Origin of the sequence: Streptomyces sp. NPDC048643, assembly GCF_040650615.1 — a bacterium.
In the GTDB taxonomy this organism is placed as follows: Bacteria; Actinomycetota; Actinomycetes; order Streptomycetales; family Streptomycetaceae; genus Streptomyces.
In genome coordinates this window covers 1-20,460 of the sequence record NZ_JBEZHO010000072.1, presented here as the reverse complement: position 1 = coordinate 20,460, position 20,460 = coordinate 1, and the positions used below count along the sequence as shown (strand labels likewise).

The following is a 20,460-nucleotide window of genomic DNA, read 5'->3' as shown; positions in this document are numbered from 1 at the left end:
CGCCAAGTCCGCCCCATGGGAGCCGAACTCGAACTCCACGGCCTGCGCAAGGACGGCACCGAGTTCCCCGTCGAGATCAGCCTCAGCCCCCTGGAGACCGCCGACGGCCTCCTCGTCTCCGCCGCCGTCCGCGACGTCAGCGACCGCAAGGCGGCGGAGGAAATGTTTCGGGGGCTGTTGGAGGCGGCGCCGGACGCGATGGTCATCGTCGACGACACCGGCACCATCCGCCTCGTCAACGCCCAGACCGAAGCCCTCTTCGGCTACCGACGTGAAGAACTCCTCGGCCACCCCGTCGAACTCCTCGTCCCCGGCCGCTTCCGCGCCCACCACACCATGCACCGCGACGGATACGCCGCCAACCGCCAAGTCCGCCCCATGGGAGCCGAACTCGAACTCCACGGCCTGCGCAAGGACGGCACCGAGTTCCCCGTCGAGATCAGCCTCAGCCCCCTGGAAACCGCCGACGGCCTCCTCGTCTCCGCCGCCGTCCGCGACGTCAGCGACCGCAAGCGCGCCGAGGCCCGGATCAACGAACTGGCCGGTCTGGTGGAGTCGTCGCAGGACGCGATCCTCGCCAAGACCCTCGACGGCGAGATCACGTACTGGAACGCCGCGGCCCAGCGGCTGTACGGCTACACGCGCGCCGAGGTGATGGGCCGGCACGTGTCGCTGCTGGCCACCACGGAGCGGCGGGACGAGATCGAGGCGCTGCTGGACCGGCTGCGCCGCGGTGAGAAGGTCGAGCACTTCGAGACGCTGCGGCTGACCCGCGCGGGCGATCTGCTGGACGTGGACATCACGCTGTGGCCGACGCGTGCCCCGGACGGCTCGGTCGTCGGTTCGTGCGCCATCGTCCGGGACATCAGCGACCGCAAGAAGGCGGAGGAGGAGCTGACGTTCCTCTACGAGCAGCAGCGGCACATCGCGCTGACGCTCCAGCGCAGCCTCATGGGCACGCCGCCCGCGATCCCGGGTCTGACCACCGCGAGCCGCTACCGGCCCGCCACACAGGGAGCGGGGGTGGGCGGCGACTGGTTCGACCTGATCCCGCTGGGCGCCGGCCGGGTCGGTGTCCTGATCGGCGACGTGATGGGCCGCGGTCTGGAGGCCGCCGCGGTGATGGGTCAGCTGCGGTCGGCGGCGCACGCGCTCGCCAAGACGGGGATGCAGCCGCGGCAGCTGATGCAGTCCCTGGAGACGGTCGTCGGCGATCTGGACGTGCCCGACCAGCTGGTGACCTGCTGCTACGTGGTGATCTCCGCCGACGCCGGAGAGGTGACGGTCTGCTCGGCGGGCCATCTGCCGACCCTGGTGGCGTTGCCGGGCAGCGGCGCGCACCAGCTCGCGGCCCCGGTGAACGCGCCCCTCGGTGTCGGTGACGTCCTCTACGAGCAGGCCACCGCGGTGATTCCTCCGGGGGCCACACTCGTCCTCTACACCGACGGTCTCATCGAGACGCCCGGCACGGACATCGAGGACCAGCTCGCCCAGCTGACCGCCACCCTGGCGGACCTGTTCGCCGGCGCGCCCGATCTTGAGGTGGCCGCCGATCGTGTGCTGGCGGCGCTGCTGCCGGACGCGGAGGGGCACAACGACGACGTGACCCTGCTCCTCACCCGGCTGCCCGACGCACCCCTGGCCACGCTCGCCATCGACCTTCCGGCCGTGCCCGAGTCCGTGCCGGAGGGCCGCGCCTTCCTCAGCAAGGCCCTGACCTCGTGGGACTGCGCGCCGACCGCGGACGACGCACGCCTGCTGCTGTCGGAGATCCTCACCAACGCCGTCCAGCACGCGCACGGGCCCATCGGCCTGTACCTGTGCCGCACCGCGACGGAGCTGACCGTGGAGATCAGCGACCACAGCACGCATCTTCCGCGGCCCCGGGCGGCCACGGAGGACGAGGAGTCGGGACGGGGGCTGATCCTGGTGCGCGCGCTCGCCGACGGCTGGGGCGTACGGCCGACGGAGGCGGGCAAGACCACGTGGTTCACCCTCAAGCTGTGACGCCGGAAGGGGTGTTCGGCCTCAGCCCTGCTGGAAGAGTTCCGCGGGCAGCGGCTTGAGCAGCGCGTAGAGGTCGTCGGTGATCGGGCGGTCCCAGGCGGCGATGGTCACCAGGACGTTGTCGCTGCGGTCGAACTGGACGCAGGAGATGCGCGTCTCGGAGAGCTTCAGCCGGCGCACGATGAGCAGGTTGTCGCCCTGCATCACCGGCATGTCCTCGACGCCGGTGACGGTGACCTCCTCGTCGTTCTCCAGCGCGATCAGCAGCTGGGCCACCTCGAAGGGGACCTCGTCCTCGGCGACGTCACGAGCCGGCGAGCCTTCCGGCAGGTTGCCGATGATCATCGCGGGGCCGCGGCCGCCGAACAGGTCGTACCGCAGGAAGACGCCCTGGCAGCTGCCGTCGGGGGCGGGCAGCAGGCCCGCGCCGAGGTTGCCCGGCCAGTCGCCCGGGTCCATGGCCAGAACGTCGAAGTCGGGCCCGGCGGGCGTGGCGCTGCGGCGGCGGAGGAAGGACATGCCGCAATGGTACGTGCACGGGGGGCGCACCGGGTCCCGTGGGCGCGGCCCGCTCGGGCCCGGGACAGACGCCTGCCGGCGCCGGGCGGGCCGCTGATTCCGGCACCGCCGCCCGGCGCCGCGCGAGACCTCTTCCCGGACGCCGCCGCCTCGGGTCACGGCCTGTCCCCCGCCCACTGTGCGCGTCAGGAGGTGGCCTGCTCCCGGAGGGCGGCGGCGAGCCCCGTGCGGTCCGTGCCGACCTTGCGGTAGACCGCCGACAGCAGCCGGACGACGGCCTGCTCGTCGATGCGCAGTTCCTTCGCGACCTGGGCCGGGGTCCGGTCCCGCGCGGTCAGCGCGGCGGCGGCGCGCTCGCGGGCGGTCAGGGTGTCCGTCTCGGTGCTGTGCAGGCGGCGGGGTCGCAGTCCCGCGTTCGCCAGCTCCTCACGCGCCTCGCCGACCAGCCCGTCGGCGCCGCACTGGACGGCCGCGTCGAGTCCGCGGTAGAGGTGCTCGGCGGCTTCCTTGGGGCGTCCCGCGCGACGCAGTTCGGTCCCGAGGGCGACCAGCGCGCAGGCCAGTTCGTACCCGGCCGGGGAGCGCTCCAGGTGGTCGACCGACTCTTCGAGGAGGCTGACGCGGTCCGGAACCGGGGAGACCTCCGCGGCGGCTCGCAGGGCCTGGCCGATCGCGGAGGGGGTGCCGTACTGGCGGGCCCGCTGCACCGCGTCGAGTGCCGTGGCGACGGCACGCTCGGGGGTCTCGTGGCTCTCGGCACGGGCGAGGTGGAGCTGCCAGGGACACCAGGAGGGGTTGCGCATGCCGCGCTCGTCGAGGCGGCGGCCCGCGGAGGCGAGCTCGACGGCGGCTTCCTTGGCGAGGCCACGGGCGAGCAGGAGTTCGCCGTACACGGTCTGGGCGTCCGGGAAGGTGACGGCGGCCGGGAACGGTGCGCGCAGCGCGTAGTGCTCGCCGGCGCGGGTGGCCTCGTCGACCCGGCCGCGGGCCAGCAGGACCTGGACGAGGGTGCCCACCGCGTACCAGTGGACGGGGGTGCCGGGTCCGACGCGTTCGGCGAGCCGGAGGCCGGCACGGACGAAGTCCTCCGCCTCGACGAGGCGGCCGCGGCGGAAGCGGACGTAGCCGAGGATCGTGTAGCCGAAGGAGAGGTGGGCGCCGTGCCAGCCCTGGGTCTCGAAGTCGGCGATGCCGGTGGCGAAGAGTTCCTCCGTGCGGCCGGGCCGGTCGGCGTACATGAAGGTCATGGCGACCAGCACCGGGACTTCGAAACCGCGGTCTGCCTCGGCCCAGCCCAGGCCGCCGGCGAGGGCTCGTTCGGCGTGCTGGAGGGCGACGGGCGCGGGTTCGCCGCGCAGGGTGGCGTCCCAGGCGCGCAGCCCGATGACGTAGCGCTCGGTGAGGTCACGGCCGGTGAGCCGGTCGGCGAGGCGGGCCAGCCGGCGGGAGCGGGCGGGCGAGTCGGGTTCGTCGGCGCGGAAGGCGTCCCACATGAACTGCTCGGACTGCATGCGCAGCCGTACCCGGGCGTCGCCGGTGACGTGGATCTCGCGGTCGAGGATCTCGGAGGCCTCGGCGAGCCGGTCGCTGTGCGCGAGGACCTGGGAGAGGCGGTAGACGATGTTGTGGCGCAGTTCGGGGTCGGCGATGGGTTCCTCGAGGGCGGCCCGCAGATGGTTGACCGTGTTCGCCGGTTCGGTGAGCAGGGAGGCGCAGCCCAGTTCGTACAGGACGGCGGCACGTTCCGCGGGGGGCGGCGGTTCGCGCAGCGCGCGGGCGAGGCAGCGGCGGGCGGCGTCGGGGGCTCCGGCGCGCTGGGTCTCGCGGGCCGCGGCGCGCAGCTGCTGGACGATCCAGGTGTCGCCGTCGGGGTGGGTCTCCATGAGGTGGCGGGCGGCGGCGGCCGGGCCGAGTCCTTCGTCGATCACGCACCAGGCGGCCTGGCCGTGCAGGGCGACGCGCACGGCGCCGGGGATGTCCCGGTAGACGGCGGTGGCGATGAGCGGGTGGACGAACTCCAGGGGGTCCGCTCCGGTGAGGATGCGGGCGATGCGCAGGGCGTCGGCCGCGTCGGCGGCCTCCTCGGAGCCGAGTCCGGCGACGGCGGCGGCGAGCGCCGGACGGATCTCGGTTCCGAGCACGGCGCAGGCCCAGGCGAAGCGGACGGTCGTGGTGCCGAGGCGTTCCAGGCGGGCGATGAGGCCGCTGCCCTTGACGGCGGCGGCGAGGTCCCGCAGCAGGTGCGCGCCGTCCTCGGTCGGGTTCAGTCCCCGGTCGCGGACCTTGGCGGTCAGCTCGACGGCCTCGAAGGGGTTGCCCGCGGTGACCGCCCAGCACTCGCGGCAGAACGCGTCGTCGGCCTGGATGCCGAGGTCCTCGCGGACGAGCCGGGCGACGGCCGCCGCGCTGAGCGGTTCGAGCCCGATGGGGCGTTGGCCGGCGCGGCCGGGCAGGCTCCTGAACGCCTCGGCGTGTTCCGGCAGTTCGTCGGGCCGGTAGGCGACGACGACGAGCAGCGGGAGTTGTTCGGCGCGGGGTGCGAACGCGGCGAGCCAGCTGAGGGACTCGGCGTCGGCCCAGTGCGCGTCGTCCAGGACGAGCACCATCGGGGCGCGCTGCACGGCGAGGTGGGTGAGGACCCAGTCGAGGCCCGCGCGCAGTCCCTGCTGGTCGGGCGGGGCGCCTTCGGAGGGCGCGCAGAGGCCGAGTGCGGGACCGACGATCGCGTACCAACTGCCCAGTGTCGCGCGGAGTTCGGCCTCGGAGAGGCCGGCGAACTCCGGCTGGAGGAGCTGGCGGGCGACGTGGAAGGCGACGCGCTGCTCCTGCTCGCCGCCGCGCGCGCTCAGGACGGTGCAGCCCTTGGCGGCGGAGCGGCGGCGCACTTCGGTGAGGAGGGTCGTCTTGCCGATGCCGGCGTGGCCCGCGAAGGACAGCAGCGCTCCGCGGGAACGGCCGGGTGGTTCGCCGCTGTTCCCGCGCGGCCCGGCGAGGTCGCTCAACGCCTCGTCCACAGTGGACAGTTCACTCTCGCGCTCGAAGAGCGTACGACGGCCACGCAGGCTGCGCTGCCCCATGCTCACCCCCTGTCACGGTGGCGTCCGCGCGGCGATGCGGATGCGTACCGTGACCTCCAGGCAGCTCAGCGTACGCCGGGATCATCCCGGGGGGAGCCTGTTCGAGGGCTCCTGCTCAGGGAACCTGTTCGGGTGGGCGCCCGGGCGGCCGCACGGAGTCGTGCACGGCTCCGTCCGGGCGCGTCGAGGATGGCCTCCGCGCATCCCCGCCAGGGTCCGGGGACGGGGAGGACGCGGTCCGGCGGGGCTGGTTCAGGTGAGGTCGAACTCGCCCTCGCGGGCCCCCGACACGAACGCCCCCCACTCCGCGGGGGTGAAGATCAGGGAAGGGCCCTGCGGGCGGCCACTGTTGCGCATCGCGATGAAGCCTTCGACGAAAGCGATCTGGACATCGCCCCGCCCTCGGCTGCTGGACTGCCACTCGGCCTTGCTGAGGTCCAGCTCCGGCTTGTCCCAGCCCGCGAGCGGGTGTTGCTCGATGGTGCTTTCGGCCACGTCCGTGCTCCTCCCGGTTCGTCGTCCGCGGCCAGCCTAGCGATCGGTCCGGGTGGCGGACAGGCCACGTGAGGGGGACGGTTTCAGGATGCGGGCGGCGCGGCGCCGACCAGCCACATGGAGAAGAACTGGGATCCGCCTCCGTAGGCGTGCCCGAGGACCCGTCGCGCCCCGTCCACCTGGTGCTCTCCTGCCTGGCCACGGACCTGGAGTGCCGCTTCGGCGAAGCGGATCATGCCGGAGGCGCCGATCGGATTGGTGGACAGGACACCGCCCGACATGTTGACGGGGAGGTCGCCCTCCAGTTCGGTCACCCCCGATTCGGTGAGTTTCCATCCCTCGCCCTCGTCGGCGAAGCCGAGGTTCTCCAGCCACATGGGTTCGTACCAGGAGAACGGCACGTACATCTCGACGGCGTCGATGTCCCGGCGGGGGTCCGCGATCCCGGCCTGCCGATACACGTCGGCCGCGCAGTCCTTCCCGGCCTGCGGGGACACGAAGTCCTTGCCGGCGAAGAGGGTGGGTTCGCTGCGCATCGCGCCGCCGTGCATCCAGGCGGGCGGCCGGGGTGAACGGGCGGCTCCCGCGCGGTCGGTGAGGACCATCGCGCAGGCGCCGTCGGAGGACGGGCAGGTCTCGGAGTAGCGGATCGGGTCCCAGAGCATGGGTGACGCCTGGACCTTCTCCAGGGTGATGTCGTGCTCGTGGAGGTGCGCGTACGGGTTCTTCAGGGCGTTGCGCCGGTCCTTGTAGGCGACGAGCGAGCCGACGGTGTCGGGGGCGCCGGTGCGCCGCATGTAGGCGCGCACGTGCGGCGCGAAGAAGCCGCCGGCGCCGGCGAGGAGTGGCTGCTGGAACGGGACGGGAAGGGACAGGCCCCACATGGCGTTCGACTCGGACTGTTTCTCGAAGGCGAGGGTGAGGACGGTGCCGTGGACGCGGGCGGCGACGAGGTTGGCGGCGACGAGGGCGGTCGACCCGCCGACGGACCCGGCGGTGTGCACGCGCAGCATCGGTTTGCCGACCGCGCCGAGGGCGTCGGCGAGGTAGAGCTCGGGCATCATGACGCCCTCGAAGAAGTCGGGTGCCTTCCCGATCACCACGGCGTCGATGTCGGCCCAGGTCAACTCGGCGTCGTCGAGGGCGCGTCGGGCGGCCTCACGGACGAGGCCCGCGATGGACACGTCCTGTCGCGCCGCCACGTGCTTGGTCTGGCCGATGCCTACGACGGCCACGGGCTCCTTGCTCATCGGACGTCCCCTTCGAGTACGGCGACCAGGTTCTGTTGGAGGCAGGGGCCCGAGGTGGCGTGGGCGAGTGCCCGGTCGGACTCCCCGCGATGGACGCGCGCCGCGGCCTCTCCGATGCGGATCAGTCCGGCCGCCATGACGGGGTTGGCGGCGAGCGGGCCTCCCGACGGGTTGACGCACACGCTGTCGTCGAGCCGCAGCGCCTTGCGCAGGACCACCTCTTGCGAGGTGAAAGGCGCATGCAACTCGGCGGTGTCGACGGGCCGTTCGAAGACTCCGGCGCGTTCCGCGGCCAGCCGGGTGGACGGGGAGTCGGTCAGGTCGCGCACGCCGAGCGAGTGCGCCTCGACGCGATGGTCGATGCCCCGGATCCAGGCGGGCCGTTCGCACAGGTCACGGGCCCGTTCCCCGGCGGCGAGGATCACGGCGGCGGCTCCGTCGCCGACGGGCGGGCAGTCCCCGGTGCGCAGCGGACGGACGAGGTAGTCGCCCTGCGGGACCGGACCGCGCAGCTGGGCATGGGAGTTGGCCCGCGCGTCGGCGCGGCTGCGGGCGGCGACGCCGGCGAGGGCGGGTTCGTCGGTCTCGCCCGCGTCGATGAGCGCCTGCGCCTGCAGCGCGGCGAGGGCGACGGAGTCGGGCCACAGCGGGGCCACGTAGTACGGGTCGAGCTGCCGGGTCAGGACGTCACGCACGGAGCCGGGCGAGGACTTGCCGTAGGCGTACACGAGCGCGGTGTCGGCGTCGCCGGTGAGCAGTTTCGTCCAGGCCTCGTACAGGGCCCAGGCGCCGTCCATCTCGACGTGGGACTCGGAGATCGGCGGCCAGGCGCCCACCCCGTCGAGCGCCATGGTGAAGGAGAAGGCGCGGCCGGCGAGGTAGTCGCTGGAGCCGGAGCAGGTGAAGCCGATGTCCGCGGTCCGCAGGCCCGTCCGGTCGAGGACGTCGTGCAGGACCGGGAGGAGCATCTCCACCTCGGAGTGCTCGTCGGAGCTGCGCCGGTGGTCGGTCTGCCCGAAGGCGACGACGGCGATGTCCCTTGTGGGTCGCATCTACAGCATCTCCTTGTACGTCTCGTAGTCCGCGTCCGCTTCGCCGGTGGGCCGGTAGTGGTCGGGGTGGCGGCCGCCGTCCGTCCACACGGGTTCGACGCGCAGGCCCATCCGCACCTCGTCGTAGGGGATGCCGCCGATCCGGCCGTGCAGCGCGAGTCCGGCCCCGTCGAGGGCGATGTGCGCGTAGACGTAGGGCACTTCGATGTCGAGGTTCTTCGCCTTGATGTTGACGATGCAGTACGTGGTGACGGTGCCGCGCGGGCCGACCTCGACCTGTTCGGAGGTGGCCAGGCCGCAGGTGGGACAGGCGCCCCTGGGCGGGACGTAGACCTTGTGGCAGGACGGGCAGCGTTCGCCGACCGTGCGCCGTTCGGAGAGGTTCTCGATGTAGGCGGTCTGGGCGCGGCCCGGGGAGTAGACGTAGTCGAGGCGGGCGGCCGCGACGATGCCGGTCACCGGGTTCTCGAACCGGCCGTCGTGGCCGGTGGGTTCACCGGGTCCGCCGTCGTACGGTTCGAAGCAGGCGATGTCGGTGATGGCGCCGGAGCGCTCGGGGGCCCAGCGGACGCGGACGCGCATCCCCGTGCGGACGGCGTCGGGGCCGGGGGCGTCGAGGGCGTGCAGCAGGGCGGTGTCGGCGCCGTCCAGTCGGACGAGGACCCAGGCGAACGGGGTGTCGAGGGGCTGGCCGCGGCGGGGTTCGTGGTTCCAGGCCCAGGTGGTGACCGTGCCGGTGGGGGCGACCTCGACGAGGTCGCGTATCTCCTCGGCGGTGACCGGGTCGTACTCGACGGGCGGGACGAGGGTGCGGCCGTCGGTGGTCCGTACGCCGAGGACGACGCGTTCGCGCAGCCCGGTGAGGAAGGCGCTCTGCACGGGGCCGAGCGAGCGGGTGAAGGGGAACTCGACGACGAGGGGGGCTTTGAGGACTTCGGGCATCCCGGATCTCTCCTTCGGAGGTCGGTCGCGCCGCGTCCGCGAGCGGCTCGGCGCGGAGGGGCGGGCCGGGGCGCCCTGCCAGGCGCCGCGGCCCCGGACTGATCCGGACGACACCCCCTAGGCGCGCCGGTAGACGGGTGGGCGCTTCTCGGCGAAGGCCCGGGAGCCCTCCTTGGCGTCGGCGGTGTCGAAGACCGGCCAGCCGCGCAGCAGTTCGGCGGCGAGGCCGTCGGTCTCGGTGAGTTCGGCGGTCTCGTACACGGACGCCTTGACGGCCTCGACGGCGAGCGGCCCGCAGGCGTTGATCTGTTCGGCGACGGCGAGGGCCTCGGTGAGGGCGGTGCCGTCGGGCACGACCCGGCCGACGAGTCCGATGTCGGCGGCCTCGCGCGCGGAGTAAGCGCGCCCGGTGAGGAGCATTTCGAGGGCGTGGGTGCGCGGGATCTGGCGTTGCAGCCGGACGGTCGAGCCGCCGATCGGGAACAGGCCGCGCCTGACCTCGAAGAGCCCGAAGGTCGCGGAGGCGCCGGCGACCCGGATGTCGGTGCCCTGGAGGATCTCGGTGCCGCCCGCGACGCAGTACCCCTCCACGGCGGCGATCACCGGTTTGCGGGGGCGGTGGTGGCGCAGCATGGCCTTCCAGTGGAGGTCGGGATCGGCCTTGAGCCGGTCCCGGTACTGCTCGCCCTCCATGCCCTTCCCCGCCAGTGCCTTGAGGTCCATTCCGGCGCAGAAGGTGGCCCCGGCGCCGGTGAGCACGATCGAGCGGACCGTGTCGTCCTCGTCGGCCTCGACCCAGCCGTCGTACAGGCCGACCAGCATCGGCAGTGAGAGCGCGTTCCTGGCCTCGGGCCTGTTGAGCGTGAGCACCAGTGTGGCGCCTTCGCGCTGCACGGTGAGGTGTTCCGTCCCACCCATAGCCGTCCTCCCGTCTCGGATGCGAGAACAGGTTGCAGGAGGCGTGCGGCCAGTACAAGGGTTTTCTGACAGACAGTCAGATTTCTTCTGCCGTGGCCCTTCCCAGTTCGGTCGGGCTTTGCTCTGATGACCGTCGGGCCGAGGCCCGCCCAGTCACGGACGGACGTACACGGTCAGGAGGAACGGTGGAGTACAACCTTGCCGACCTGTTCGAGTCGGTCGTCGACGTGGTCCCGGACCGCGAGGCGCTGGTGTACGTCGACCATCCCGGCACCGGCGCCGAACAGCGCCTGACGTACGCCGAGTTGGACGCGGCCGCGAACCGTCTCGCGCACCATCTGATCGACAGCGGCATCCGCCCGGGGGAACACCTCGGACTCCACCTCTACAACGGCGTCGAGTACCTCCAGACCGTGCTGGCCTGCGTGAAGGCGAGGGTGGTCCCCGTCAACGTCAACTACCGCTACGTGGAGGAGGAGCTGGCCTACCTGTACCAGGACGCGGATCTCGTGGCGCTGGTCTTCGACGCGGAGTTCACCGAGCGGGTGGCGGCGGCGCGGCCGCGTGCCGCGCGGCTGCGCCATCTCGTCCGGGTGGGCGCTGGGGCCGAGGATCCGCACGGGGCGAGCCTCCCGGACGTGGTGGAGTTCGACGCCGCGGCGGCGGCCGGATCACCGGAGCGCGGCTTCCCGGCCCGGTCGGCGGACGACCAGTTCATCATCTACACCGGCGGCACGACGGGCATGCCGAAGGGGGTGATGTGGCGGCAGGAGGACCTGTTCTTCGCCGGCCTCGGCGGAGGCGCGCCGACCGGCGAGCCGGTCGCCCGGCCGGAGGAACTCGCCGAGCGCGTCGCGGCCGGCGGCGCGGGCATCACCTTCTTCCCCACTCCCCCGCTGATGCACGGCACCTCGACGCTCACGGCGTTCATCGCCTTCAACTTCGGCCAACGCGTCGTGATCCACCGCAAGTTCGCGCCCGAGGAGGTCCTGCGCACGATCGAGCGGGAGAGGGTCACCAGTGTGTCCCTGGTCGGCGACGCGATGCTGCGCCCGCTGATCGACGCGCTGAGCGGTCCCCTGAAGGGCACGGACTGCTCCTCCCTGTTCAGCGTGTCCTCGTCCGGAGCGATCATGTCGGACACGGTGCGCGAGCAGTTCCAGTCACTGGTGCCGAACGTGATGCTGCTCAACAACTTCGGGTCCTCGGAGTCCGGTTTCAACGGCACCGCGACGCCCGACTCCGGCCCGGAGCGCGGCTTCCGGATCCGCGTCAACTCCCGTACGCAGGTGGTCGACCCGGCCACGTACGAGCCGGTCGCGGTGGGTGAGCCGGGCCGGGTCGCGCAGCGCGGCCATGTGCCGCTCGGCTACTACAACGACCCCGGGAAGACCGCCGAGACCTTCTTCCGGCGGGGCGAGGAGCGCTGGGTGCTGCTCGGCGACATGGCCACGGTCGACGAGGAGGGCATCGTCACCGTCCTCGGCCGCGGCTCCCAGTGCATCAACACCGGCGGCGAGAAGGTCTACCCCGAAGAGGTCGAGCAGGCCCTCAAGTCGCACCCGGACGTGTACGACGCCCTGGTCGCCGGAGTGCCCGACCCGCGGTGGGGCAACCACGTGGCGGCGGTCGTGCAGCTTCGCGCGGGCGCGCCGCTGCCCTCGCTCGACGACATCCAGGCCCACTGTCGCAGCCACCTGGCCGGCTACAAGATCCCGCGCCAGCTCGTGATCGCGGACTCGATCCAGCGCTCCCCCAGTGGCAAGGCGGACTACCGCTGGGCCCGGTCGGTCGCCGCCGACGCGGCCCCCTGACCGGACCCCCCGGAGACCTGGCGAACTCTTTGCCCGGCACGGACGCCGCAGGTTGAACGATGGGTGAAGATCAGCCGTACGGATGATGGCACCCCTGCCCTGCCCCGGGGCGTGGTCGGTCGTGTCATCACGGGGCCCGTACGGAAGGACCATCGGCGTGTCGCACACCACGCGCTCCAGTCGACTCCCGGAGCAGCCCCGGCCGGACCAGGACGCGGGCCCCGGCCCGGAGTCCGGCGGGGCGGGCGGAACACCCGCGGGCGCTGCCCCGGACACGCTCGCCGACACGGACACGCCCCCGAACGACGCGGACGTGCCGGACGTCGAGGCCCCCGAGGACGCCGCGGCCGACTCCGCACCCGGCGGTCCCGCGCGCCCGGGTGATGACGAGGACAGGGCCCCGGACCAAGAGGGCGCACCCGGTCAGGACTCGGATGCCGTCGAGAGCCTGGACTCCGCACCGCGGTCGGACCACGGCGGGGACACCGAGACGGACACGGAGCCGAAGAGCCTGGAACCGTCCGCCGCGCCCGAGGCAGCCGCCGCCCCGGAGGAGGCCGTCACTCCGGAGGAGGCCGGTGCCGTCGGCGGACCGCCCGCGCCGCCCGCACGAAGTGGCCGGCGTGCTGGCTGGCGGGTGACCCACCCCCGCGTCGCACGAGGGGTGACCGTCGGGACGACCGTCCTCGCCGGCGTCCTCGTGCTCTTCGCCCTCGTCGTGCCGAACCGGCTGGACCGGCTCAGTGTCGCCGCCTTCCTGCGGATCCCGGCGGAGGGGGTGCTCCTCGCGGCGCTGCTGCTGGCACTCCCGCCGAGGCCGCGGCGGATCACGTCGTACGTCGTGGGCGCCCTGCTCGGCCTGGTGACCGTCCTCAAGCTCGTGGACATGGGCTTCTACTCCGTCCTGGTCCGGCCGTTCGACCTGGTGCTGGACTGGAGCCTGTTCGGCAACGCGGCGGACTGGGTGCGGGAGTCGTTCGGCCGGACCGGCGAGGTGGTGGCGCTGATCGCGGTCGTCGCGCTCGTCGTCGCGCTGCTCGTGCTGATGACGCTCGCCGTCGCCCGGCTGACCGACGTCATGGTCCGCAACCGGCCCGTCGCAGGCCGCACGGTGCTGGTCCTCGGCACCGCCTGGATCACCTGCGTGACGCTCGGGGTGCAGTTCACCGGCGTCCCCGTCGCCTCGCAGATCGACGCGAGGATCGTCCAGAACCGGGTGCGCCAGGTACAGGCGGGCCTGCACGACGGCGAGGTCTTCGAACGGCAGGCCTCGGTGGACGCGTTCGCCGACACCCCGCCCGACCAGTTGCTGACCGGACTCCGCGGCAAGGACGTCCTGTTCACGTTCATCGAGAGCTACGGCCGTACGGCGATCGACGACCCGGCGATGTCCCGGCAGATCGACACGGCCCTCACGCAGGGGAACAGCCGGTTGAAGTCGGCCGGGTTCTCCTCGCGCAGCGGCTGGCTGCGCTCTCCCGTCACGGGCGCCGGCAGTTGGCTGGCCCACTCCACCTTCCTGTCCGGTCTGTGGATCAAGAACCAGCAGCGCTACCGGAGTCTGACCACCAGCGACCGGTCCACCCTCACCAGCTACTTCCGCAAGACCGGCGCCTGGCGCACCGTCGGCATCGTGCCGGGTGTCCGACGGGCGTGGCCCGAGGGCAAGTTCTTCGGCCTCGACCACATCTACGACTCCGAGCACCTCGGCTACAACGGCCCGTACTTCAGCTGGACACCGGTGCCCGACCAGTTCAGCCTGGGCGCCTTCGAACGGCTGGAGCACGGCAAGAAGGACCGCGGGCCGATGATGGCGGAGATCATTCTCGCCTCCAGCCACAATCCCTGGGCGCCCGTCGCCCACATGATCGACTGGGACGACCTCGGCGACGGCTCGGTGTACGACAAGATCAAGGAAGAGGGCAAGGACCCCAAGGAGGTCTGGAAGAACCCGGAGAGCGTGCGCACGGAGTACCGGCGGGCCATCGAGTACTCGCTGCACAGCCTCACCGAGTACGTCGAGAAGTACGGCGACAAGAACACGGTGCTCGTCTTCCTCGGCGACCACCAGCCCGTCCCGACCGTCACCGCGGGCAGCACCAGCCGCGATGTCCCCGTCACGATCGTCGCGCACGACCAGAAGGTGCTGGACCGGGTCGCCGACTGGGGCTGGACGGACGGCCTGAAGCCCGCCGACAACGCGCCGGAATGGCGCATGGACACGTTCCGCGACCGTTTCCTGACGGCGTTCGGCCCGCACCCGGAAGGCTCCGCCGCCACGGCGTCGCAGCCCTGACCCCCTCGACCGCGCCGGCGGCTGTCGTACGCCCCGGCGCGGTCCGGCGCGTGTGGCCCGCGCGGTCAGCGCCAGTCCGGTGTGCCCGCGGCGGGTGACCGGAGCGTCTCGATGGTGGCCCGCGTCTCCCGCATGACGGCGACGACGCGGGCCTCGTGCTCCGCGGTGAGCCGGGCCACCGGGACCGAACAGCTGATGGCGTCGGCGGCCGGTGTGTCGTAGCGCAGGGCGAAGCCGAAACCCACGATGCCCGTCACCGTCTCCTCACGGTCGACGGAGTAGCCGCGCTCACGCACGCCGGCGAGGTCGGCGAGCAGGTCGGCGCGGAGCGTGCGGGTGTTGGCCGTGAGGGCGGCCAGCGGTTCGGCGGGCAGGGGCAGGTCGCCGTCGGGGCGCTCCGCGAGCAGGGCCTTGCCGAGCGCGGTGGCGTGGGCCGGGACGCGGCGGCCGACGCGGCTGATGGTGCGCGCGTACTCGTGCGATTCCCGGGTGGCGAGATAGACGACGTCGCCGCCGTCGAGCCGACCGAGGTGGAGGGTCTCGCCGAGCGCCTCGGAGGCCTCGTCGAGGTGGGGGCGGGCCGTGCGGACCCGGCGGTCGCTGTCCAGGTAGCTGGTGCCCGTGAGCAGGGCGCGGATCCCGATGCCGTAGAGCGAGCCGGTGGTGTCGGCGCGCACCCAGCCGCAGTCGACCAGGGTCTGCAGCAGTTGGTACATGCTGCTGCGCGGGACGTCGAGCGCCCCGGCCAGTTCGTCGAGACGCGCAGGCCGGTCGCCGCGGTCGGCGAGCAGCTCCAGCAGCGCGACGGTGCGGGCCGCCGACTTCACTCCGCGCACCCCTGGGCTCTCCGGCATGGCGCCCATCGTAAATCCGTGCCGCCTCCCTTATTGACCGGAGCGGTTCACGAACCTAACCTCTGTTCTCATACATAGACGTCATCTGCATACGGGGATGAGCATCATGGCAGGGTTCGACGCGGGGACGGAGCACGTGGTCCAGCGGCTGCGGGACGGCATGGCGAGCGGCGTGCTGTCGTTCCCCCTCACCAGCTTCACGGAAGGCGGCGAACTGGCCCCCGATGCCTACCGGGCCTATCTGACCCGACAGTTGGACAGTGGTCCCGGCGCCGTCTTCCCCGCCTGTGGGACCGGCGAGTTCAGCGCGCTGGACGAGGACGAGTACCGCTCGGTGGTCGCCGACACGGTCGCGATCGCGGACGGCCGGCTGCCGGTGGTCGCGGGCGTCGGATACGGCTGGGCGCAGGCGCTGCGGTTCGCCCGGATCGCAGAGGAGGCCGGCGCGGACGCGCTCCTGGTGCTGCCGCACTATCTCGTCGAGGCGCCCGAGGAGGGGCTGGTCGAGCAACTGCGCCGGATCGCCGGGGGCACCCGGCTGCCCCTGATCGCGTACCAGCGCGGACCGGTCGCCTTCACCCCCGAGGGGCTGCGCGCCATCGCGGAGATCCCCACCGTCGTCGGACTCAAGGACGGGCACAGCGACCTCGACCGGCTCCAGCGCCTCACCCTCGCCGCACCCGACGACTTCCTCTTCTTCAACGGGGCCGCCACCGCCGAGATCCAGGCCCGCGCCTACGCCACCGTCGGCGTCCCCGCCTACTCGTCGGCCGTGCACGCCTTCGCCCCCGAGATCGCCGACGCCTGCTTCGCCGCCCTGCGCGCGGGCGACGACGCGACGGTGAACAAACTGCTGCGCGACTTCTACGTCCCGTTCGTCGCCCTGCGCGACCGGGTGCCCGGGTACGCGGTCTCGCTGGTCAAGGCCGCGGCCCGGCTGCGCGGCCTGCCGGTCGGCCCGGTGCGCGCACCGCTCACCGATCCGGGACCCGCGGACCTCACCGAACTGGAGCACATCCTCGACACCGGCCTGGCCCTCGTCGGAGCGGTGCGCCGACCCGCCTGACGCGTCGCACGGCCCGGTCGGCGCCCTCGTGGTCGAGTGGGCCCCGACGCCCTCCCCCGGGGCCACCGGCCGCGGTCACCCTCGCACGCAAGGACTTTGATGAGCAGTCAGCAGCCGACCGTCACCGAGTTCGCCGTCTATCCCGTCGCGGGGCGGGACTGCATGGAGCTGAACCTCTCGGGCGCACACGGCCCCTACTTCACCCGCAACGTCGTCGTGCTCAAGGACTCCGAGGGGCGGACCGGCCTCGGCGAGGTGCCCGGCGGGGAGCGGATCACCCGGACGCTGCGCGACGCCGAACCCCTCGTGCTCGGCGCGAAGGTGGGCGACTTCCAGCGGGTGCTGCGCGCGATCGGAGACCGCTTCGGCGACCGGGACGCGGGCGGGCGCGGCGCCCAGACCTTCGACCTGCGGACGACGGTGCACGCCGTCACCGCCGTCGAGTCGGCGCTGCTCGACCTGCTCGGCCAGCACCTCGACGTGCCGGTGGCCGCCCTGCTCGGCGACGGCCAACAGCGCTCCTCAGTCAGGGTGTTGGGATATCTCTTCTACGTCGGGGATCCCGACCGCACGGACCTGGAGTACGTGCGGGAGCCCGACGCGGACGTGGACTGGTACCGCCTGCGGCACGAGGAGGCGCTCACCCCGGAGGCGGTCGTCCGGCAGGCCGAGGCGGCCCACGAGCTCTACGGCTTCCGGGACTTCAAGCTCAAGGGCGGTGTCCTGGAGGGCGCCGAGGAGGTCCGGGCCGTCCGCGCGCTCAAGGACCGCTTCCCCGAGGCCAGGATCACCCTCGACCCGAACGGCGCCTGGTCGCTGCGCGAGGCGGTCGAGCTCTGCGCGCCCCTCGTCGGCACGCTCGCCTACGCGGAGGACCCCTGCGGCGCCGAGGACGGCTACTCGGGCCGGGAGGTCCTCGCCGAGTTCCGCCGGGCCACGGGACTGCCCACGGCGACCAACATGATCGCCACGGACTGGCGGCAGCTGACGCACGCCCTGGCGCTCCAGTCCGTCTCCATCCCGCTGGCCGACCCGCACTTCTGGACCATGCGGGGCTCGGTGCGCGTGGCCCAGCTCTGCAACGCGATGGGACTGACCTGGGGCTGCCACTCCAACAACCACTTCGACATCTCGCTCGCCATGGTCACCCACTGCGGCGCCGCGGCCCCCGGACCGTACAACGCCCTCGACACGCACTGGATCTGGCAGGAGGGCCTGGAGCGGCTCACGGTCGCACCGCCGCGGATCGTCGACGGCGAGATCACGGTTCCCGACGCCCCCGGGCTGGGCCTCCGCCTGGACATGGACCGGCTGCTGGCGGCGCACGAGCTGTACAGGACGAAGGCGCTCGGCGCCCGCGACGACGCCGTCGGCATGCGTCATCTCGTCCCCGGCTGGGAGTTCGACCCGAAACGGCCCTGCCTGGTGCGCTGAGGGCCCCTCCTCCGCCCCCTCCCGCAAAAAGCGTCGACGGACCCCTTGCACGGACGCTGCGCACCTGAATTACTGATCCGGAACAGCACGACCGAATGATCGGTCGTCCGGAATAGCACGGTTGGTGAGGGAGAAGTGGCGATGGCGGACTCCACGGATCCGAAGGGCCTGCTCGACGCGGGCGAGCGGCTCGACGCGGAAGGACTGCGTTCGCTCCAGCTGGAGCGGCTGCGCGCGTCACTGCGGCACGCGTACGAGAACGTGCCCTTCTACCGGGAGTCGTTCGACAAGGCCGGCCTGCGTCCGGACGACTGCCGGTCGCTTGCCGACCTGTCCCGCTTCCCCTTCACGGTCAAGGCGGACCTGCGCGCGAACTACCCGTACGGGATGTTCGCCGTGCCGCAGGACCACATCCGCCGGCTGCACGCGTCGAGCGGGACGACGGGACGGCCCACCGTCGTGGGATACACGGAGAACGACCTGTCCATGTGGTCGGACATGGTGGCGCGTTCGATCCGCGCGGCGGGCGGCCGATCCGGCGACATCGTCCACATCGCCTACGGATACGGCCTGTTCACCGGCGGACTCGGCGCGCACTACGGCGCGGAGCGGCTCGGCTGCACGGTGATCCCCGCGTCCGGTGGCATGACGGCGCGCCAGGTCCAGCTGATCCAGGACCTGAAGCCCCGGATCATCATGGTGACGCCGTCGTACATGCTGACCCTCCTCGACGAGTTCGAGCGGCAGGGCGTGGACCCCAGGAGCACCTCGTTGCGGGTCGGGATCTTCGGGGCCGAGCCGTGGACCGAGGAGATGCGGCGTGAGATCGAGGAGCGGTTCGCGATCGACGCGGTGGACATCTACGGCCTGTCCGAGGTGATCGGTCCGGGTGTCGCCCAGGAGTGCGTGGAGACCAAGGACGGTCTGCACGTCTGGGAGGACCACTTCTATCCGGAGGTCGTCGACCCGATCACCGGCGAGCTGCTCCCGGACGGCGCGGAGGGCGAGTTGGTGTTCACCTCGCTCACCAAGGAGGCCATGCCGGTGATCCGCTACCGGACGCGGGACCTGACCCGACTGCTGCCGGGCACGGCGCGGGTCTTCCGCCGGATGGAGAAGGTCACCGGCCGCAGCGACGACATGGTCATCCTGCGTGGGGTCAACCTGTTCCCGACACAGATCGAGGAGATCGTGCTGCGGACGCCGGGGGTCGCCCCGCACTTCCAGCTCCGGCTGACCCGCGAGGGCCGCATGGACGCGCTCACCGTGCGCGCCGAGGCCCGCTCCGGCGCGACCCCCGAGCAGCGCGAGGCCGCCGCCCGGACGATCGGCAAGGGCATCAAGGACGGCATCGGCGTCTCGGCGGACGTGGAGATCGTCGAACCGGAGTCGCTGGAGCGGTCGGTGGGCAAGCTGAAGCGGATCGTGGACCTGCGTCAGCGCCCGTGAGGGGGCTGGCCGCGCCGGCGGACCGGTGACGGTCGGCTCGTCCACGACGGTGCCGGACCCGGTTCGCCGATCCGAGTGGGTCCGCGCCCTGGCCGTGCGGTTACGGAGCCGGGAAGACGAGGCGCAGACCGTGCTCCTGCGCGGCCCGCCCGAGGGCCGGGAGCAGGTTCGCTCGCAGCGTGCGGACCTCGGCGGCGTGGTCGGTGAGGAAGCGGGCGCGCAGCCGCAGGCGTGCCGGTTCGCGGACGGCCTCGACGGGGCGCATGCAGGCCGCGTAGGCGCTGCCGAGGGTGCGTTCGACGGCGGGCAGCCGGTCGGCGGCGGCGGTCTGTACCTGGGCGTCGGCGAGGGCGAAGAACCCGTTCTCGTCGCGGACGTGGATCCCGCGGCGGGCAAGGCAGCCCGGCAGGGCGGCGAGGGCCCGCAGCACGGCGGGGTCGTGGCGCAGGGGGACGAGGGTGCCGAACCACTGCCCCTGGAGTGCGGCGTAGGTGTCGCGCAGCGCGGTGGCGGCCGCCGTCCCCTCGGCCACGCATCGGCGCACGACGGCCGTATCGCCCGAACCACCGGCGCCGGCGCTCCGGTTCCCTTGATGGTCGTCGCTTGCACTTCCCTCGCGACGCCCGCTTCCGTTCCCGGCGCGCGCCTCGCTGTCGGTCCTCACCGGGCCGGGCGCAGGGGCGGGAACCGCGGCGCTCCCGCTCATCCCGTGCCGGGCGACGAAGTCCAGGTCGGGGAGTTCGTAGTACCGGATGAACGTGATCGGGTCCTGCGCCGGCAGCTCGGTCCCGTGATCGTGTGCGCACGACGCGGCGACGGCACGGGCCTGCTGCCGTACGAGGACGTCGAGGCCCTGGGTCCAGCGGGTCTCGGAGCCGGTCGCGGGCAGCACCATGCGGACCGGGTCGTCCGGCAGGGCGGAGCTGAGGCGGGCGGCGGACACGCGCCTCGCCGGGGCCGGGTCCGACGGCGGGGCGGGGTGGGCCGAGCACGCGGCGGTGACCAGAGCGGCGACGGCGACGACCGTGGCGCGCAGCGTGACCGGGCTCGGGATCCGCCACCGCGCCCACGTACGGGACGGGTGCCGGTATCGGGCCGGGAACCGGTGCCGGTCGGCCGGGCGGACCATCCGCGTCACTCCCCCAACTGTCATCTCGCTCTTCCCTCTGGTTCGCCCCCGGGCGGGGTGCCATCGGCTCGGGCCGATGGGGACACCGACCTTGATGCCGTACCGGTGCATGGAGTCGGCGAAGGAACGCAGGACGTCGCCGCGGCCCTCCCGCCAGC

The 20,460-nt window shown here is 72.6% G+C and carries 15 protein-coding genes; 6 read left to right on the top strand and 9 right to left on the bottom strand.

Annotated elements, in window-relative coordinates; genetic code table 11:
* On the top strand, positions 1–2,007 hold a 2,007-nt coding region (locus tag AB0C62_RS39285), incomplete at its 5' end, for a PAS domain S-box protein (protein ID WP_362981701.1).
* Between the two features lie 21 nt (positions 2,008–2,028).
* On the opposite strand, the gene AB0C62_RS39280 is transcribed toward AB0C62_RS39285, so the two are convergent.
* From AB0C62_RS39280 to AB0C62_RS39250, 7 genes are all read right to left on the bottom strand, one after another.
* The gene (locus tag AB0C62_RS39280) at positions 2,029–2,526 is read right to left on the bottom strand and encodes a hypothetical protein (protein ID WP_362981699.1); all 498 of its coding nucleotides are present in this window, start codon (positions 2,524–2,526) and stop codon (positions 2,029–2,031) included.
* A gap of 185 nt (positions 2,527–2,711) precedes the next feature.
* Positions 2,712–5,603: an AAA family ATPase gene (locus AB0C62_RS39275; RefSeq protein ID WP_362981697.1), complete on the bottom strand. Its 2,892-nt coding sequence runs from the start codon at positions 5,601–5,603 to the stop codon at positions 2,712–2,714.
* Between the two features lie 252 nt (positions 5,604–5,855).
* Positions 5,856–6,098 carry a DUF397 domain-containing protein gene (locus AB0C62_RS39270; RefSeq protein ID WP_362981695.1) on the bottom strand — a complete coding sequence of 81 codons (243 nt, stop codon included), beginning with the start codon at positions 6,096–6,098 and terminating at the stop codon, positions 5,856–5,858.
* Positions 6,099–6,181: 83 nt separating this feature from the next.
* Complete coding sequence (locus AB0C62_RS39265; RefSeq protein ID WP_362981693.1) at positions 6,182–7,348, bottom strand: thiolase domain-containing protein; 1,167 nt, start codon at positions 7,346–7,348, stop codon at positions 6,182–6,184.
* On the bottom strand, positions 7,345–8,400 hold the full coding sequence (locus AB0C62_RS39260) for a thiolase domain-containing protein (RefSeq protein WP_362981691.1): 1,056 nt from the start codon (positions 8,398–8,400) through the stop codon (positions 7,345–7,347). The genes AB0C62_RS39265 and AB0C62_RS39260 overlap by 4 nt, the downstream gene beginning before the upstream one ends.
* On the bottom strand, positions 8,401–9,342 hold the full coding sequence (locus AB0C62_RS39255; protein ID WP_362981689.1) for an OB-fold domain-containing protein: 942 nt from the start codon (positions 9,340–9,342) through the stop codon (positions 8,401–8,403).
* Between the two features lie 117 nt (positions 9,343–9,459).
* Complete coding sequence (locus tag AB0C62_RS39250) at positions 9,460–10,260, bottom strand: crotonase/enoyl-CoA hydratase family protein (protein ID WP_362981687.1); 801 nt, start codon at positions 10,258–10,260, stop codon at positions 9,460–9,462.
* A 185-nt stretch (positions 10,261–10,445) separates the two neighbouring features.
* On the opposite strand from AB0C62_RS39250, the gene AB0C62_RS39245 reads away from it, so the two are divergent.
* Positions 10,446–12,074: an acyl-CoA synthetase gene (locus AB0C62_RS39245; RefSeq protein ID WP_362981685.1), complete on the top strand. Its 1,629-nt coding sequence runs from the start codon at positions 10,446–10,448 to the stop codon at positions 12,072–12,074.
* 157 nt (positions 12,075–12,231) lie between these two features.
* The gene (locus AB0C62_RS39240) at positions 12,232–14,370 is read left to right on the top strand and encodes a sulfatase (RefSeq protein ID WP_362981683.1); all 2,139 of its coding nucleotides are present in this window, start codon (positions 12,232–12,234) and stop codon (positions 14,368–14,370) included.
* A 65-nt stretch (positions 14,371–14,435) separates the two neighbouring features.
* On the opposite strand, the gene AB0C62_RS39235 is transcribed toward AB0C62_RS39240, so the two are convergent.
* Positions 14,436–15,224, bottom strand: coding sequence for an IclR family transcriptional regulator (locus tag AB0C62_RS39235; protein WP_362981681.1), 789 nt, complete (start codon positions 15,222–15,224; stop codon positions 14,436–14,438).
* Positions 15,225–15,330: 106 nt separating this feature from the next.
* Between AB0C62_RS39235 and AB0C62_RS39230 the strand changes: the two genes are divergently transcribed.
* The 3 genes from AB0C62_RS39230 (at position 15,331) to paaK (ending at position 19,173) form a co-directional block, all read left to right on the top strand.
* Positions 15,331–16,290, top strand: a complete 960-nt coding sequence (locus AB0C62_RS39230; protein ID WP_362981679.1) for a 5-dehydro-4-deoxyglucarate dehydratase — start codon at positions 15,331–15,333, stop codon at positions 16,288–16,290.
* A gap of 99 nt (positions 16,291–16,389) precedes the next feature.
* Positions 16,390–17,724 (top strand): enolase C-terminal domain-like protein, encoded by a 1,335-nt coding sequence (locus AB0C62_RS39225; protein ID WP_362981677.1) that lies wholly within the window; start codon positions 16,390–16,392, stop codon positions 17,722–17,724.
* A gap of 141 nt (positions 17,725–17,865) precedes the next feature.
* Complete coding sequence (paaK, locus tag AB0C62_RS39220; protein WP_362981675.1) at positions 17,866–19,173, top strand: phenylacetate--CoA ligase PaaK; 1,308 nt, start codon at positions 17,866–17,868, stop codon at positions 19,171–19,173.
* 100 nt (positions 19,174–19,273) lie between these two features.
* On the opposite strand, the gene AB0C62_RS39215 is transcribed toward paaK, so the two are convergent.
* Positions 19,274–20,460: hypothetical protein (locus AB0C62_RS39215; protein WP_362981673.1), on the bottom strand; the 1,187-nt coding region annotated here is incomplete at its 5' end.

What these genes read in the sequence shown, in the direction of transcription:
- AB0C62_RS39275 (WP_362981697.1), bottom strand. Translation starts at nt 5,603, where the DNA reads ATGGGGCAGCGCAGCCTGCGTGGCCGTCGTACGCTCTTCGAGCGCGAG.
- AB0C62_RS39265 (WP_362981693.1), bottom strand. Translation starts at nt 7,348, where the DNA reads ATGAGCAAGGAGCCCGTGGCCGTCGTAGGCATCGGCCAGACCAAGCAC.
- AB0C62_RS39260 (WP_362981691.1), bottom strand. Translation starts at nt 8,400, where the DNA reads ATGCGACCCACAAGGGACATCGCCGTCGTCGCCTTCGGGCAGACCGAC.
- AB0C62_RS39225 (WP_362981677.1), top strand. Translation starts at nt 16,390, where the DNA reads ATGAGCAGTCAGCAGCCGACCGTCACCGAGTTCGCCGTCTATCCCGTC.
- paaK (WP_362981675.1), top strand. Translation starts at nt 17,866, where the DNA reads ATGGCGGACTCCACGGATCCGAAGGGCCTGCTCGACGCGGGCGAGCGG.
- AB0C62_RS39255 (WP_362981689.1), bottom strand. Translation starts at nt 9,342, where the DNA reads ATGCCCGAAGTCCTCAAAGCCCCCCTCGTCGTCGAGTTCCCCTTCACC.
- AB0C62_RS39280 (WP_362981699.1), bottom strand. Translation starts at nt 2,526, where the DNA reads ATGTCCTTCCTCCGCCGCCGCAGCGCCACGCCCGCCGGGCCCGACTTC.
- AB0C62_RS39235 (WP_362981681.1), bottom strand. Translation starts at nt 15,224, where the DNA reads ATGCCGGAGAGCCCAGGGGTGCGCGGAGTGAAGTCGGCGGCCCGCACC.
- AB0C62_RS39250 (WP_362981687.1), bottom strand. Translation starts at nt 10,260, where the DNA reads ATGGGTGGGACGGAACACCTCACCGTGCAGCGCGAAGGCGCCACACTG.
- AB0C62_RS39230 (WP_362981679.1), top strand. Translation starts at nt 15,331, where the DNA reads ATGGCAGGGTTCGACGCGGGGACGGAGCACGTGGTCCAGCGGCTGCGG.